The organism is Streptomyces sp. NPDC092369 (assembly GCF_044755245.1).
Classification (GTDB): domain Bacteria; phylum Actinomycetota; class Actinomycetes; order Streptomycetales; family Streptomycetaceae; genus Streptomyces.
In genome coordinates, this window is sequence record NZ_JBIVQP010000002.1 from 379,508 (window position 1) to 394,348 (window position 14,841).

A 14,841-nucleotide genomic window follows, 5' to 3' on the forward strand; every position below is an offset into this window, starting at 1 on the left:
GAAGGCGCCCGACGGCATCCGAGAAGGCGCCCGACCTGTCGGAAAAGGCGCTCACGGCTTCTCCGGAAGGGCGCCCTCGGTTTCTCCCCAAGGGCGCCCCGGTTGCCTAGCGAACGGGATGTCCCGCTTCCCTGAGCGCCCGCTTCACTTCCCCGATCCGCAGATCCCCGAAGTGGAAGACGGACGCGGCGAGCACGGCGTCCGCGCCCGCGCCGACGGCCGGCGGGAAGTCGGTGAGCCGGCCGGCGCCGCCGGAGGCGATCAGCGGGACCGTGACGTGCTTGCGGACGGCCTCGATCATCTCGATGTCGTAGCCGTCCTTCGTGCCGTCCGCGTCCATCGAGTTGAGCAAAATCTCGCCCGCGCCCAGTTCCGCGGCCCGGTGGGCCCACTCGACGGCGTCGATGCCGGTGCCCTTGCGGCCGCCGTGCGTGGTGACCTCGAAGGATCCGCTCCCGGTCCGTCGCGCGTCCACCGAGAGGACCAGCACCTGGCTGCCGAAGCGCTCGGCGATCTCCTTGATCAGCTCGGGACGGGCGATCGCCGCGGTGTTGACGCCGACCTTGTCGGCGCCGGCCCGCAGCAGCTTGTCCACGTCCTCGGCGGCGCGGACTCCGCCGCCGACCGTGAGCGGGATGAACACCTGCTCGGCGGTGCGGCGCACCACGTCGTAGGTGGTCTCGCGGTTGCCCGAGGACGCGGTGATGTCCAGGAAGGTCAGCTCGTCGGCGCCCTCGGCGTCGTAGACCTTCGCCATCTCGACGGGGTCGCCCGCGTCGCGCAGGTTCTGGAAGTTGACGCCCTTGACGACCCGGCCGTTGTCGACGTCCAGGCAGGGGATCACGCGTACGGCGAGGGTCATGACGAGCCCTCCCCCCGGTGCGTCTCCGCTCGGTACGCCTCCACCTCGACCTCGACGACCAGGCTGGGGTCCACGAAGCCGGAGACGATGATCATGGACGCGGCGGGCCGGACGGTGTCGAACAGCTCCTTGTGCGCGCGCCCGACGTCGTCCACGTCCCGGGCGTGCGTGATGTACATGCGCGTGCGCACCACGTCGTCCCGGCCCAGGCCCAGCTGTCCGAGCGCCGCGATCGCCACGTTGAAGGCGTTGACCGTCTGCTCGTAGGGACCGCCCCCGGCGATCTCGCCGTCCACTATCGATGTGCAGCCGGCGACCAGCACCAGTCCGTTCGGCAGTTCCACCGCGCGGGAGTAGCCGAACTGCTCCTCCCAGGGCGCTCCGCTCGACAGGCGTCGTACGTCGCTCACTTGGCTACCGCCTCCAGAGCCTCTTCCAGGGTGAACGCCTTCGCGTACAGGGCCTTCCCGACGATGGAGCCCTCGACACCGAGGGGTACCAGCTCGGAGATGGCGCGCAGGTCGTCGAGCGAGGACACGCCGCCGGATGCCACGACCGGGCGGTCGGTGGCCGCGCACACGGTGCGCAGCAGCTCCAGGTTCGGGCCCTGGAGGGTGCCGTCCTTGGCGATGTCGGTGACGACGTACCGCGCGCAGCCCTCCTTGTTCAGGCGCTCCAGCGTCTCGTAGAGGTCGCCGCCGTCACGGGTCCAGCCGCGACCGCGCAGGGTCGTCCCGCGTACGTCGAGACCGACCGCGATCTTCTCGCCGTGCTCGGCGATGACCTTGGCGACCCACTCGGGGGTCTCCAGGGCGGCCGTGCCGAGGTTCACCCGGGTGCAGCCGGTGGCGAGGGCGGCGGCGAGGGTGTCGTCGTCGCGGATGCCGCCGGACAGCTCCACCTTGATGTCCATGGCGCCGGTGACCTCGGCGATCAGCGCGCGGTTGTCGCCGGTCCCGAACGCGGCGTCCAGGTCGACCAGGTGCAGCCACTCGGCGCCCGACCGCTGCCAGGCGAGGGCGGCCTCCAGCGGGGAGCCGTACGAGGTCTCCGAGCCGGACTCGCCGTGCACGAGGCGGACGGCCTGGCCGTCACGGACGTCGACGGCGGGGAGGAGTTCGAGCTTGGCCATGGTCTAGAGGGTTCCGATCCAGTTGGTGAGCAGCTGTGCGCCGGCGTCGCCGGACTTCTCGGGGTGGAACTGGGTGGCCCACAGGGCGCCGTTCTCCACGGCCGCCACGAAGGGCTTGCCGTGCGTGGACCAGGCCACCTTGGGTGCGCGCAGCAGGCCGTTGTGCACTTCGAGGGACCAGTCGTGGACGGCGTAGGAGTGCACGAAGTAGAAGCGCGCGTCCGCGTCCAGGCCGGCGAAGAGCTGGGAGCCGGCCGGTGTCTCGACGGTGTTCCAGCCCATGTGGGGCACGATGTCGGCCTGCAGCGGTCCGACCGTGCCGGGCCACTCGTCGAGACCCTCGGTCTCCACGCCGTGCTCGATGCCCCGCGCGAACAGGATCTGCATGCCGACGCAGATGCCCATCACCGGGCGCCCGCCGGCCAGCCTGCGGCCGACGATCCAGTCACCGCGCGCGTCCTTGAGACCGCGCATGCAGGCGGCGAAGGCGCCGACGCCCGGCACCAGCAGTCCGTCCGCGTTCATGGCCTTGTCGAAGTCGCCCGTTATCTCGACCTCGGCGCCCACGCGCGCGAGGGCGCGTTCCGCGGAACGGACGTTCCCGAAGCCGTAGTCGAAGACGACGACCTTCCTGGCCGCGCTCAATTCCACACCTCCAGCCGGACGACACCCGCCACCAGGCACATCGCGGCGGCGATGGACAGCAGCACGATCAGGCTCTTGGGCATCTCCTGCTTGACGAAGGAGATGATGCCGCCGACCAGGAAGAGGCCGACGACGATCAGGATGGTCGACAGGCCGGTCACAGCGCGCCCTTCGTGGAGGGGAGGATGCCGGCCGCGCGCGGGTCGCGCTCGGAGGCGTAGCGCAGGGCCCGGGCCAGCGCCTTGAACTGGCACTCCACGATGTGGTGCGCGTTGCGCCCGTACGGCACGTGCACGTGCAGCGCGATCTGGGCCTGGGCGACGAAGGACTCCAGGATGTGCCGGGTCATCGTCGTGTCGTACTCGCCGATCATCGGCGCCATGTTCTCGGGCTCGGTGTGCACGAGGTAGGGGCGGCCGGAGAGGTCGACGGTCACCTGGGCGAGGGACTCGTCCAGCGGGACCGTGCAGTTCCCGAACCGGTAGATCCCCACCTTGTCGCCGAGCGCCTGCTTGAAGGCGGCGCCGAGGGCGAGGGCGGTGTCCTCGATGGTGTGGTGCGAGTCGATGTGCAGGTCGCCCTCGGTCTTCACGGTCAGGTCGAACAGACCGTGCCGGCCGAGCTGGTCGAGCATGTGGTCGTAGAAGCCGACCCCGGTCGACACGTCGACCTTGCCGGCGCCGTCGAGATCGATCTCGACGACGACCGAGGTCTCCTTGGTCACCCGCTCCACACGTCCTACGCGGTTCATGCGCTCTGCTCCTTCTTCAGCTGACGGACCGCGTCGAGGAACGCGTCGTTCTCTTCGGGGGTTCCGGCGGAGACCCGCAGCCACCCCGGGATGCCGTTGTCCCGGACCAGGACACCCCGGTCGAGGATCGCCTGCCAGCCGGTGCGGGAATCCGCGAACCGCCCGAACTGCACGAAGTTGGCGTCGGACTCGACGACTTCGTAGCCGATGGCCCGCAACTCGGCCACCAGCCGGTCCCGTTCACCCTTCAGCTGCTCCACGTACCCGAGCAGGGTGTCGGTGTGCTCCAGGGCGGCCAGCGCGGTCGCCTGGGTGATCGCCGACAAGTGATAGGGCAGGCGTACGAGTTGGACGGCGTCGACGACCGCCGGGTGGGCGGCGAGGTAGCCGAGCCGCAGGCCCGCCGCGCCGAACGCCTTCGACATCGTCCGCGAGACGACGAGATTCGGCCGACCTTCGAGCAGCGGCAGCAGCGAGTCGCCGTGGCTGAACTCGACGTAGGCCTCGTCGACGATCACCATCGACGGCTTGGCGGCCTGCGCGGCCTCGTACAGCGCGAGGACCGTCTCGGGCGGAACGGCGTTGCCCGTGGGGTTGTTGGGGGTCGTGACGAACACGACGTCGGGCCTGTTCTCGGCGATCCACCGCTCGGCGGCGGCGAGATCGATCGTGAAGTCCTCGTTGCGGGGACCCGCGATCCAGCCCGTCCCGGTGCCGCGCGCGATGAGTCCGTGCATCGAGTACGACGGCTCGAAGCCGATCGCGGTGCGGCCGGGCCCGCCGAAGGTCTGGAGCAGCTGCTGGATGACCTCGTTGGAGCCGTTGGCGGCCCAGACGTTGGCCAGGCCGACCTCGTAACCCGCCGTGTCCGTCAGGTACTTGGCGAGCTGCGTGCGCAGCTCGACCGCGTCCCGGTCGGGGTAGCGGTTGAGGTCACGGGCGGCCTCACGGACGCGCTCGGCGATGCGCTCGACCAGGGCCTCGGGCAGCGGGTAGGGGTTCTCGTTGGTGTTCAGCCGGACGGGCACGTCCAACTGGGGCGCACCGTAAGGGGACTTGCCGCGCAGCTCGTCCCGTACGGGCAGATCGTCGATTCCGAAGCTCACTTGCCGGGCACCTTCCAACCGAACCGTGCCTTGACCGCCGCGCCGTGGGCGGGCAGGTCCTCCGCCTCCGCCAGCGTGACCACGTGCTGCGCCACGTCGGCGAGGGCGTCCTTGGTGTAGTCGACGATGTGGATGCCCCGGAGGAAGGACTGCACCGAGAGGCCGGAGGAGTGGCAGGCACAACCCCCGGTCGGCAGCACGTGGTTGGAGCCGGCCGCGTAGTCGCCGAGGGAGACCGGCGCCCAGGGTCCGACGAAGATCGCGCCGGCGTTCCTGACCCGGTCGGCCACCGCCGCCGCGTCCGCCGTCTGGATCTCCAGGTGCTCGGCGCCGTACGCGTCGACCACCCGCAGCCCCTCGTCGACGCCGTCGACGAGGACGATCGCGGACTGCCTGCCCCGCAGCGCGGGGACGATCCGGTCCTCGATGTGCTTGGTGGCCGCGACCTGCGGCTCCAGTTCCTTCTCGACCGCGTCGGCGAGCGTGACGGAGTCGGTGACCAGGACGGCGGCGGCCAGCGGGTCGTGCTCGGCCTGGCTGATCAGGTCGGAGGCGACGTGCACGGGGTCGGCACTCTCGTCCGCGAGGATGGCGATCTCGGTGGGACCGGCCTCCGTGTCGATGCCGATCTTGCCCGCGAAGTAGCGCTTGGCGGCGGCGACCCAGATGTTGCCCGGGCCCATGACCATGTTCGTGGGGGCGCAGGACTCGGTGCCGTACGCGAACATCGCGACGGCGGTCGCGCCACCCGCCGCGTACACCTCGTCGACGCCGAGCAGCGCACAGGCCGCGAGGATCGTCGGGTGCGGCAGACCGCCGAAATCGGCCTGCGCCGGGGAAGCGAGGGCGATCGACTGGACGCCCGCCTCCTGCGCCGGGACCACGTTCATGACCACGGTCGAGGGGTAGACGGACCGGCCGCCGGGCGCGTAGAGCCCCACCCGGTCGACGGGCACCCACTTCTCGGTGACGGAACCGCCCGGCACGACCTGGGTCGTGCGGGTCGTACGGCGCTGCTCGCGGTGGACGAGACGGGCGCGCCGGATGGACTCCTCCAGGGCCGCGCGCACGGCCGGATCGAGCTGCTCCAGCGCGTCGCCGAGCGCCTGGGCCGGCACCCGCACGTGCTCCAGCCGCACCCCGTCGAACTTCTCGGCGAAGTCGATCAGCGCCGCGTCGCCCCGATGATGCACGGCCTCGCAGATCGGACGCACCTTCTCCAGGGCGGCCGAGACGTCGAAGTCGGCTCGGGGCAGCAGGTCGCGCAGGGCGGGCCCTTCGGGGAGGGCGTCACCGCGCAGATCGATTCGGGAGATCACGGTCCCAATTCTCTCAGACGGCGATCGGGCACCGTCCGCGCGTATCAATGGCTGATACAGAACGTGGCCGGAACCCGGAAGATCGTCGTCGCGTCTAGTGTTCCGGGCGTTACGCAGCGGGCATCACCGGCTGTGCGAAACCCGTCGGTGGACGGGGAGGAAGGACATCGCAGTGACCGAGGGCGCCGGCATCCGCGCGGGGGATCTGCCGGACGATCTGACCGCCGCCGAGGCCGGCATGTGGCAGGCCTTCCGCAACGGCAGCGTGTACGACCTGAGCACCGGGGACACCGTCGTCGACGATCCGCACGGCGGCCATCCCTGGGGCCCCGAGCGCACGGTACGCGCGCGGATCGTGTGCTGGCTGCTGCTGGACGGCCCGCCCGCGCTCTCCGGCCGGGTGGCGTCGCTGAAGCTGCGCGGGGTGCGGATCAGCGGCGTCCTGGACCTCGCCGGCGGCACGGTGACGCCGTACATGGAGCTGCGCGGCTGCCGTTTCGAGCGGGAGGTGCTGCTGCCCGAGGCGCGGTTCCAGACCGCGCGGATGGTGGACTGCTCGGTGCCCCGCCTGGAGGCGGCCCGGGTGCACACCGAGGGTGACCTGCATCTGCCCCGCTGCCGGTTCCACAACGGCGTACGGCTGACCGACGCGCACATCGGCACCGATCTGCTGCTCAACCAGGCGATCGTCTACCGCGACCGCAGCGGCCGTTCGATCGCGGCCGACGGCATGACCGTGGGCCAGGACCTCCAGGCCGAGCTCCTGGAGTCGCACGGTGAGCTGAGCCTGCGCAGCGCCAAGGTCGGTGTCTCGCTGAGCCTGCGCGGGGCACGCCTCGCCAACCCGTACACGCGGCTCGCGCTGAACGCGCCCCAGCTGACCGTCGGGCGGACCCTGTACCTGACCCCGGCGGGCGTCGGCTCGCCCGCGCTGAGCGGTTCGACGCCCGCGCGCGGGACCCGCATCCAGCGGTTCGAGTGCCAGGGCGGGGTGCGCCTGGACGACGGACGGTTCGGGGACTCGGTCGACCTGGAGCGGGCCCGGTTCACCTTCACCGACGACCAGGAGCTGTCGCTGCGCCGGGTGCAGACGCCCGAGCTGCGCTTCCTGGGCGAGCGGCCGCAGCGCGGGGCGGTCGTGCTGTCGGGCGCGAAGGTGATCAACCTGGTCGACCGGTCGAGCGCCTGGCCGACGCCCGGCAACCTGCAGATGGGCGGCTTTGCGTACGAGAACCTGGTGCCGATGGGCCGGTTCCCGCTGGAGGAGCGGCTGGGCTGGGTGGCCGCGGCGACCGCCGAGTACAACCCGGAGCCGTACGAGCGGCTGGCCGCCGTGCTGCGGGCCGGCGGCGAGGACGAGGACGCGCGCGAGGTACTGCTCGCCAAGCAGCGCCGGCGCCGCGAGACGCTGCCGCCGGCGGCCAAGCTCTGGGGGTACGTGCAGGACTGGGCGGTGGCCTACGGGTACCGGCCGGGGCGGGCCGCGGTGTGGATGGCGGTGCTGTGGGCGGCGGGCTCGGTGGCGTTCGCGCACGCGAGCCATCCGCCGATGCAGGCCGGCGGCCATCCGGCGTGGAACCCGGCCCTGTTCGCCCTCGACCTGCTGCTCCCGGTGATCGACCTGGGCCAGGTCGGCGTCTGGCAGCTGAGGGGCGGCTGGCAGTGGCTGGCGGCGACGATGATCATCCTGGGCTGGATCCTGGCGACGACGGTGGCGGCGGGGGCGACCCGCCTGCTGCGGCGGAACTAGGGTCAACCACCCATTCGCCCCGCACACAAGATGCGCACCGAACGCACACGACCTCCCGAACTCGCGCCCGCCCCGACCGAACGGTTGTTGAACAGTCATCACCTTTTACTCTCCCTTTACCTTAGGGCGTACAACTTTCGATGAGTTGCCGGTTCCATCTGGCGCCGGGCTGACCTGCGGTCCTTCAATGGTCGACACCATGGCTCTGCTGCATCCCTTCAGCCGCGCGGCCCGCACACCCCGGGCCGAGCCGCGCCTCTCCCCCGGCTTCCCGGCCGACGACGAGGTGCTGCTCGACGTGCCCGACGACGGTCTCGGCGCCGCGCTGGTCGCGGCGGCCCGCGGCGAGCACCGGCCGGCGGCCGATCTCCTCGCCGCCACCCGCCGGGGCGCCGACTGGGAGGGCCGCGACCGCTGCGTACGCCGTCTCGCGGCCTTCGCGTGCTCCCGCGCGGAGTGGTTCGAGCAGTGGTACGCGGCCGACCCGCACGACCCCGACGCGCGCGTGGTCGCCGCCCAGCTCGCCGTCGACCGGGCCTGGCCCTCGCCGGCGCGCGCGGAGCTGCTGCGCGAGGTGAGCGCGCTGATCACGGCCGCGGCGCGCGGCGACGACCGCGACCCGGTGCCGTGGCGGATCGCGCTGGACCACGCGCGCGGGGCGAACGCCGGGCACAAGTACTTCGAGGAGCTGTGGGAGGCCGCGGTCCGCCGCGCCCCGCACCACTACGGCTGCCATGTGGCCGCCCTGAACTACCTCGCCGCCTTCTGGCACGGCTCGCACCGCGAGTGCCTGGACTTCGCCGACCGGGCCGCACAGGACGCCCCCGAGGACTCCCTGGTCCAGGGGCTGCCGGCCCGCGCGGTGCTGGCCTATCTGACCGACGACTGCGGCCCTGAGGTGCCCCGGCACCGGCTGGACGCGGCGGCCGACCGGGCGATCGCGCTCTCCGCCCGCTTCCCCGCGGCCCGCCCCTGGCCGGCCGAGCTGCGCAACAAACTGATGTACGTCCTCGTACGCCTGGAGCGCTGGGACGACGCCTACGCGCAGCTGCGGCTGATCGGCCCGTACGCCACGTCCTTCCCGTGGGACCGGCAGTCGGACGACCCGCTGGCGCAGTTCCTGAGGACCCGCGACGAGATCTGTTCGGCGGTGCTGTCGTCGCCGCCCCGGCATCCACGGAGTGAGCGGGGCGGACGCGCCCGCTCCGGAGACCATTAGGCTTCTGCGCCGTGACCACCGTCCAGCTCCCGCTCTTCCCCCTGAACTCGGTGTTGTTCCCGGGGCTGGTGCTGCCTCTGAACATTTTCGAGGAGCGCTATCGCGCCATGATGCGCGAACTGCTCAAGACACCCGAGGACGAACCGCGCCGGTTCGCCGTCGTGGCGATCCGTGACGGCCACGAGGTGGCCCCGACCGCGCCCGGCATGCCCGACCCGACGGCGCCGCGCGACGTGGGGCCCGCGGCCGGCTTCGGCCCCGACCCGCTCAAGTCCTTCCACGGCACGGGCTGCGTCGCCGACGCGGCGACGATCCGGGAACGCGCGGACGGCACCTTCGAGGTGCTCGCGACGGGCACGGCGAGGGCGCGGCTGCTGTCGGTCGACACGTCAGGCCCGTTCCTGACGGCCGAGATCGAGGAGCTGCCGGAGGAACAGGGCGAGGAGGCCGGGGCGCTGGCGGAGGGGGTGCTGCGGGCCTTTCGCCAGTACCAGAAGCGGCTGGCGGGGGCGCGGGAGCGCTCGCTGTCCACGGGCGCGGACCTCCCCGACGACCCGTCCGTGGTCTCGTACCTCGTGGCCGCCGCGATCATGCTCGACACGCCGACGAAGCAACGTCTGCTGCAAGCCCCGGACATCGCGTCCCGTCTCCGCGAGGAACTGAAACTCCTTCGCACCGAGACGGCGATCATCCGTAACCTGCCGTCCCTGCCGGCGTCGGAACTGACGCGCAGCCCGACGAGCCTGAACTGAGGCACGGCACTCATGGCGAAGAAGTCCAAGAAGCAGCAGAACTCCGCCGGCGGCACCCCGGCGACGGTGGCCCTGACCACCGCCGGGGTGTCGCACACGGTCCACTCCTACGACCACGACCCCTCCCACCCGTCCTACGGCGAGGAGGCGGCGGAGGCGATGGGCGTGTCCCCGGAGCGGGTCTTCAAGACCTTGGTGGCGGACGTGGACGGCACGCTGACGGTGGCGGTGGTCCCGGTGGCGGGATCGCTGGACCTGAAGGCGCTGGCGGCGGCGGTGGGCGGCAAACGGGCCGCGATGGCGGACCCGACACTGGCGGAACGCACCACGGGTTACGTGCGCGGCGGCATCTCCCCCCTCGGCCAGCGCAAGAAGCTCCCCACGGTCCTGGACGAGTCGGCGACGTCCCACCCCACGATCTGCGTCTCGGCGGGCCGCCGGGGCCTGGAGGTGGAGCTCTCCCCGGAGTCCCTGGCCGCCCTCACGGACGCGGTACTGGCCCCGATCGGCCGCGCCTGACCCCTCGACGCGGGCCGGATCCTCGATTAGACCCACACCCATGTCGAAGAAAACCCGCAAACGCAAGTGGCGCACCAGAAAGGCCAACCACGGCCACCGCCCGTCCTGACGGGCCAGCTCCTCAAACGCCGGACGGGCTTGATCTTTTCAGCCCGTCCGGCGTTTGAGGACGAGGCCGTCCAGGCCGAAGCGGGGTCTGGGGGCGCAGCCCCCAGCGGGGTCGAAGGGGCAGAGCCCCTGGAGATGGGACGGGTAGGGGCGGCGGGGGCGAGAACAACTCCCTACGACAGCGGCGCCCCGTAAGAATCCTTCGGCGCAGGCCCCGCCTGATACACGTCAGGATCCCGCGGCCCGAACAACGCCGTCAGGCCGAGGTGGACGAGCAACCCCGCGAACGGCCACGCCAGCAACGCCCCCTTCGCCCCCAACTTCAGCGGCGCCGAGAACGTCACCCCCTTGCCCACATCCTTCGCGCGGGCGATCACATCGTCCGTGGGCCCGAGCCACACCCCGACCCGCCACGCGAGCAACGCCCCCAGCAACCCCCCGACCCCCACCGCGACAACCAACGGCACACCCCCACGCCGCCGCCACGCGAACACTCCCACCGCACTCACGACCCCGAACGCCAACGCGAGCAGCGCGAACGTCCCGTCGACCCCGATCGCCTGCTCCCCCTCGCTGTCCGCGAGATAGACGATCCACCGCTTCTCCACCACGTCCCCCACGAGCGGCACGTGCGGCGCCAGCCACCACCACAGCACCCCCAGCAGCACACCCGAGAGCGCGACCGCCACGGCGACGATGCCGGCCTCCCGCAGCTCGGCCTTCATACCGGGCCCGTCCTGCCCGTACGTGCCGTCCCACAGGGAGTCACGCGGCACGGAAGCCCCGTACCCGGCACCGGGACCGGCACCCGGATCTGCACCGGGCGCGGCCCCCGGAGGCTGCCACGCGTCGTGCGAGGAGTGTTCGTGCGGCGGCGGAGGCGGAGTCAACGGTGCGGTCACCCTGACATCGTGCCAGGCCCGCCTGTGCGGCGCGTCACCGGACGGCCGCCCGGCGGTACGCCCAGGTGGCGACGGCGAGCGAGAGGACCCCGACGACTCCGCAGACGGCCAGGTCACCGAGGACGAAGGCCCAGTCGGGATGCGGCCCGAAGGTACGCGCGAAGGCCTCGACGCCGTACGTGGACGGCAGCAGATCCCGCGTGAAGCGCACCGCGTCGGGCATCCGGTCGGCCGGCAGCACCCCGAGCAGCAGCGCCGCGGACATGCCCAACTGGCCGAGCAGTGTGGCCAGTTCGGGCCGCGGCGCGAGCAGCCCCAGCGCGGCCCCGAGACCGGCGAGCGCGGCCCCGGCCAGCGGGATGACCGCGACGAGCACCCACAGATGCGTCAGCGGCAGCCCGAACAGCACGCAGCCGAAGACCGCGGTCACCACGGTCCCGGGCACGGTGAAGGAGGCGTACGCCCCGGCCGCCCCGAGCACCACGGCGGCCGGCGGCACCGGCAGGGTGGCGTAGTGGTCGAGCCCGCCGCTGGCCCGCAGCTGCCCGAAGTACTGGGCGAGCAGGTTCAGCGCGACGAACGCCACGACGAGGACGGAGGACCCGGCGACCACCGACTCGGCCTCGCCGCCGCCGTCGACGACCCCGCGCATCAGGATCATGATCCCGATCGACTGGAAGGTCGCCACGAACAGCAGTGGGATCCGCGCGACCCGTGCCCGCGACAGCTGCGCCCGGTAGATCGCGCACAGGGACGGCCACAGCCGCGCCCGCGGCGCGAGTTCGGCCGCGCCCACGGAGGCGGCCTCCTCCACGGCCAGGGCACTGCCCGGCAGGACTTCGGCGGGTACGACACTCACGTCGCGCGGCTCCCCTTCTGCTCAGCGTCCGTTTTCTGCTCAGCGTCCGTCGCGGCCCAGGGGCCCGTCGCGAGAGTCTCGCCCGCCCTGTCCCCGTTCCATACGGATACGGCGGCTCGCGCGCTCATGCCTTCACCAACCCCTGCCGCGCGGCGCCGCCCAGCGCCAGGTACACGTCCTCCAGGGACGGCGTGGTCAGGGTGAAGTCGTCCAGCGCGGCGAACGCGCTGCCGCCGGTGACCGTGGCGACCACGGTACGCGCCTCCTCGGGGGCGAGGCGAAGGGTCCAGCGGCGGCCGGACTCGACGGCCCGTTCCCGCAGAGCGGCGACCTCGGGCACCTGCAGCGGCGCCTTCTCCCGCCACACCAGGTCGACCCGGACCTCCCCGGCGACCTGCTCCTTGAGCCCGCTCGGGGTGTCGCAGGCGATGACCCGGCCCTGGTCGAGGACGGCGACCCGGTCAAGAACGGTCTCGGCCTCGATGACGTTGTGGGTGACGAGCAGGACGGTCGTCCCGCGCTCGGCCCGGCGCCGGTCGACGGCCGCCCACACGGCCCGCCGGGCCACCGGGTCCATCCCGGTGGTCGGTTCGTCGAGCACCAGCAGCGGCCGCTCCCCCACCAGCGCGGCGGCGAGACAGGCGAGCCTGCGCTGTCCGCCGGAGAGCTTCTTCAGCGGTCGCCCGGCGAGCGCGGTGAGCCCCAGTTCGTCGAGTACGTCGTCCCGCTCGGCCCGCGCGTCGCGCGCTTCCAGGCCGCGCAGCCGTCCGGTGGTCTCGGCGGCGAGGGACACCGTCAGCTCGTCCAGCGCGGTCGATTCCTGGCCGAGGTAGGCGAGGATCCGCGCGGCCCGCTCGGGGTGGCGCACGATGTCGTGCCCGAGGATCTCGACGCGGCCGGCGTCGGGCCGCATGAGCCCGGTCAGCTGTCGTACGAGGGTGGTCTTGCCGGCCCCGTTCGGCCCGAGCAGCCCGAAGATCTCACCGCCGCGGATGTCGAGGCGTACGTCGTCGGTGGCCCGTACCGCGGGCGTCGCGGGCGTGCCGCGCCGTCCCCGTACCGCCGGATAGGTCTTGGTCAGTCCGCGCACCGCGCACACGACATCGCCATCGTGCCGATGTGCCTGTGCCGCGCGCGTACTCACAAAGGACGAGAGTACGGGGTCGACCGGCCCCGTCCCCTCCCGGGTCGGCCCATAACGGCACATCCACCGGTAAGGAACTACTCGCCGGCGGGGGCGTGCTCGGCCGCCGTGCGGACGTCGATCTCCCGCCAGAACCCGGCCCGGATGGCGTACCGGTCGTGCTCGTCGATCTGGTCGTCCTTGTGCGCGAGCAGGCCGAACCGGGCCGCGTAGCGCAGCAGCTCTCCGTCGATCCGGTGCGGGACCCGCGGGTACATCCCGGACAGCTTCTGCAGCTGGCTCTGTTCGCCGAGGCGTCCCATCCACCGCCGGGCGAACACCTGTCCGACCTCGTAGGGGTCGCCGCCGACCGTGGTGATGTCCTCCTCCCGGTCGGCCCACCGCTGCTCCGCCGTGGTCAGCTGGGCCAGCGTCGGCATCGAGGCCGCGTCGGGCGCCTCGGCGACGGGCCGGTCGACCCAGCCTTTGTCGGAGGACCAGCGCAGGGTCGCGCTCGCCGGATGCCGGTCAGGCTGCGCACCGGGGGCGCGCAGCGCGGCGAGGTCCTTGGGGGTCGGCACCCCCTTGGGCGCGGGCACCCGCTCCTGCGCGCCGTTCTCCGAGCCGGCCGCGGCCGGTGCGTGCTCGGTCTCCTCCTCGGGACGCTCGGCCGCCGGGGCGAGCGGGGCGTCCGGCAGCGGCGCGGAGAGGATCGCGGCGATCTCGGGCCGCGGCACGGGCGGCGGCGCGCACACCCCGCCGAGGTCCTTGGCCCGTACGGCCTTGACGATCCACGCCCGGTCGAGCACGCGCCGCTCGTCGGCCTCGGCGACCAGGTCCTCGGACTGGTTGTAGTCACCGTCGGCGGCCTGCACGGCCCACAGGTGTACGGCGACCCCGTGCTCCTTGGCGGCCATCATGCCCGGCAGCAGATCGCCGTCACCGGTGACCAGGACGACGTCGGAGCAGGCGCGGTTGCGGGCCAGTTCGGTCAGCTCTGCGTGCATCGCGGCGTCCACGCCCTTCTGCGCCCAGCGGCCGTCGCTGCGGGTCAGGGCGCCGAGCCGGACGGTGACCCGGGGCATCACACGCAGTCTGCGGTGCTCGGGCTGGGGCACGCGGTCGGGGGCGCCGTCGAACCAGTAGATGCGCAGCAGCGGGCGCTCGGTGTCGGACTCGGCGCGCTCGCGCAGCCCCTGGATGAGGGCGGCGTGGTCGACGGTGATGCGGGAGCGTGAGGGTTCCCCGGCGAGCAGACTCGCGGCGGCCCCCAGCAGATACCCGGCGTCCACCAGGACGATGCAGCGGTCCACGCGATCCACCCTCTTTCCGGGAGGTTTGCTTCGGGCTTCCTTCGAGTCTGCCCGACAGCGCGGAGGTTAACGGCCCGAACTCGATCTTCGGCGTGGCGTTGCCCCATGTCACAGACGGTAATTATCCGAAATGCGTTCTTTGTCAGGCTATGTGAATCTGGTCCCGGCTCTGGCCCCTCAGATCCCCCTCAGGAGGTAGATCACCATGGCCAAGAACAAGAAACAGGACCGTAAGCAGCCGCAGGCGGAGCGTGGTCAGCAGCAGGCCGAACGCTCTTCGATGGAGGCACAGGCCGAGCAGCGTATATCCCAGGTGACCCCCGCGGACGTCGCGCGCAAGGGCCGGCAGAAGCGCTTCGGTCACAACTGACGTCTGGCAGCGGGTTGTTGAGACCCGGGCACAGCAGCACAGGCACGACAAGCAGTGCAGGCATGACGAAGGGGCGCACCCGGTACCGGGTGCGCCCCTCACGCGTGTTCA

Annotated in this window: 17 protein-coding genes; 5 read left to right on the plus strand and 12 right to left on the minus strand. The window is 72.0% G+C overall.

What is annotated here, in order from left to right:
- Positions 1-106 precede the first annotated feature (106 nt).
- Genes hisF through hisD form a run of 8 tightly spaced genes read right to left on the minus strand, consistent with a single transcriptional unit; the run spans position 107 to position 5,815 of the window.
- The gene (gene hisF, locus ACIQI8_RS11370) at positions 107-862 is read right to left on the minus strand and encodes an imidazole glycerol phosphate synthase subunit HisF (RefSeq protein WP_402347507.1); all 756 of its coding nucleotides are present in this window, start codon (positions 860-862) and stop codon (positions 107-109) included.
- Positions 859-1,272, minus strand: a complete 414-nt coding sequence (locus ACIQI8_RS11375; RefSeq protein WP_402347510.1) for a RidA family protein — start codon at positions 1,270-1,272, stop codon at positions 859-861. The genes hisF and ACIQI8_RS11375 overlap by 4 nt, the downstream gene beginning before the upstream one ends.
- On the minus strand, positions 1,269-1,994 hold the full coding sequence (gene priA / locus ACIQI8_RS11380; RefSeq protein ID WP_402347513.1) for a bifunctional 1-(5-phosphoribosyl)-5-((5-phosphoribosylamino)methylideneamino)imidazole-4-carboxamide isomerase/phosphoribosylanthranilate isomerase PriA: 726 nt from the start codon (positions 1,992-1,994) through the stop codon (positions 1,269-1,271). The genes ACIQI8_RS11375 and priA overlap by 4 nt, the downstream gene beginning before the upstream one ends.
- Before the next feature lie 3 nt (positions 1,995-1,997).
- Complete coding sequence (gene hisH / locus ACIQI8_RS11385; protein WP_402347517.1) at positions 1,998-2,645, minus strand: imidazole glycerol phosphate synthase subunit HisH; 648 nt, start codon at positions 2,643-2,645, stop codon at positions 1,998-2,000.
- On the minus strand, positions 2,636-2,800 hold the full coding sequence (locus ACIQI8_RS11390; protein WP_280877318.1) for a hypothetical protein: 165 nt from the start codon (positions 2,798-2,800) through the stop codon (positions 2,636-2,638). Before ACIQI8_RS11390 ends, hisH begins: the two co-directional genes overlap by 10 nt.
- On the minus strand, positions 2,797-3,390 hold the full coding sequence (gene hisB / locus ACIQI8_RS11395; protein WP_033284488.1) for an imidazoleglycerol-phosphate dehydratase HisB: 594 nt from the start codon (positions 3,388-3,390) through the stop codon (positions 2,797-2,799). Before hisB ends, ACIQI8_RS11390 begins: the two co-directional genes overlap by 4 nt.
- Positions 3,387-4,496 (minus strand): histidinol-phosphate transaminase, encoded by a 1,110-nt coding sequence (locus tag ACIQI8_RS11400; RefSeq protein ID WP_402347520.1) that lies wholly within the window; start codon positions 4,494-4,496, stop codon positions 3,387-3,389. The genes hisB and ACIQI8_RS11400 overlap by 4 nt, the downstream gene beginning before the upstream one ends.
- A complete protein-coding gene (gene hisD, locus ACIQI8_RS11405) occupies positions 4,493-5,815 on the minus strand; it encodes a histidinol dehydrogenase (protein WP_402347523.1) in 1,323 nt (440 codons plus the stop codon). The genes ACIQI8_RS11400 and hisD overlap by 4 nt, the downstream gene beginning before the upstream one ends.
- A 172-nt stretch (positions 5,816-5,987) precedes the next feature.
- On the opposite strand from hisD, the gene ACIQI8_RS11410 reads away from it, so the two are divergent.
- From ACIQI8_RS11410 to ybaK, 4 genes are all read left to right on the plus strand, one after another.
- Positions 5,988-7,565: an oxidoreductase gene (locus ACIQI8_RS11410; RefSeq protein ID WP_402347526.1), complete on the plus strand. Its 1,578-nt coding sequence runs from the start codon at positions 5,988-5,990 to the stop codon at positions 7,563-7,565.
- A gap of 187 nt (positions 7,566-7,752) precedes the next feature.
- Positions 7,753-8,784 (plus strand): hypothetical protein, encoded by a 1,032-nt coding sequence (locus tag ACIQI8_RS11415; RefSeq protein WP_402347529.1) that lies wholly within the window; start codon positions 7,753-7,755, stop codon positions 8,782-8,784.
- Positions 8,785-8,795: 11 nt separating this feature from the next.
- Complete coding sequence (locus ACIQI8_RS11420; RefSeq protein ID WP_402347532.1) at positions 8,796-9,536, plus strand: LON peptidase substrate-binding domain-containing protein; 741 nt, start codon at positions 8,796-8,798, stop codon at positions 9,534-9,536.
- Between the two features lie 12 nt (positions 9,537-9,548).
- Complete coding sequence (gene ybaK, locus ACIQI8_RS11425; RefSeq protein WP_402347535.1) at positions 9,549-10,055, plus strand: Cys-tRNA(Pro) deacylase; 507 nt, start codon at positions 9,549-9,551, stop codon at positions 10,053-10,055.
- A gap of 281 nt (positions 10,056-10,336) precedes the next feature.
- Here ybaK and ACIQI8_RS11430 read toward each other — a convergent pair whose 3' ends face one another.
- From ACIQI8_RS11430 to ACIQI8_RS11445, 4 genes are all read right to left on the minus strand, one after another.
- Positions 10,337-11,065 (minus strand): AAA family ATPase, encoded by a 729-nt coding sequence (locus tag ACIQI8_RS11430; RefSeq protein ID WP_402347537.1) that lies wholly within the window; start codon positions 11,063-11,065, stop codon positions 10,337-10,339.
- Positions 11,066-11,099: 34 nt separating this feature from the next.
- Positions 11,100-11,924, minus strand: a complete 825-nt coding sequence (locus tag ACIQI8_RS11435) for an ABC transporter permease (protein ID WP_402347540.1) — start codon at positions 11,922-11,924, stop codon at positions 11,100-11,102.
- 124 nt (positions 11,925-12,048) lie between these two features.
- Positions 12,049-13,023 carry an ABC transporter ATP-binding protein gene (locus ACIQI8_RS11440; protein ID WP_402350369.1) on the minus strand — a complete coding sequence of 325 codons (975 nt, stop codon included), beginning with the start codon at positions 13,021-13,023 and terminating at the stop codon, positions 12,049-12,051.
- 122 nt (positions 13,024-13,145) lie between these two features.
- Positions 13,146-14,360 carry an NYN domain-containing protein gene (locus ACIQI8_RS11445; RefSeq protein WP_402347542.1) on the minus strand — a complete coding sequence of 405 codons (1,215 nt, stop codon included), beginning with the start codon at positions 14,358-14,360 and terminating at the stop codon, positions 13,146-13,148.
- A gap of 205 nt (positions 14,361-14,565) precedes the next feature.
- On the opposite strand from ACIQI8_RS11445, the gene ACIQI8_RS11450 reads away from it, so the two are divergent.
- The gene (locus ACIQI8_RS11450) at positions 14,566-14,730 is read left to right on the plus strand and encodes a hypothetical protein (protein WP_401727346.1); all 165 of its coding nucleotides are present in this window, start codon (positions 14,566-14,568) and stop codon (positions 14,728-14,730) included.
- The last annotated feature ends 111 nt before the right edge of the window (positions 14,731-14,841 follow it).

What these genes read in the sequence shown, in the direction of transcription:
- ybaK (WP_402347535.1), top strand. Translation starts at nt 9,549, where the DNA reads ATGGCGAAGAAGTCCAAGAAGCAGCAGAACTCCGCCGGCGGCACCCCG.
- priA (WP_402347513.1), bottom strand. Translation starts at nt 1,994, where the DNA reads ATGGCCAAGCTCGAACTCCTCCCCGCCGTCGACGTCCGTGACGGCCAG.
- ACIQI8_RS11450 (WP_401727346.1), top strand. Translation starts at nt 14,566, where the DNA reads ATGGCCAAGAACAAGAAACAGGACCGTAAGCAGCCGCAGGCGGAGCGT.
- hisF (WP_402347507.1), bottom strand. Translation starts at nt 862, where the DNA reads ATGACCCTCGCCGTACGCGTGATCCCCTGCCTGGACGTCGACAACGGC.
- ACIQI8_RS11415 (WP_402347529.1), top strand. Translation starts at nt 7,753, where the DNA reads ATGGTCGACACCATGGCTCTGCTGCATCCCTTCAGCCGCGCGGCCCGC.
- hisB (WP_033284488.1), bottom strand. Translation starts at nt 3,390, where the DNA reads ATGAACCGCGTAGGACGTGTGGAGCGGGTGACCAAGGAGACCTCGGTC.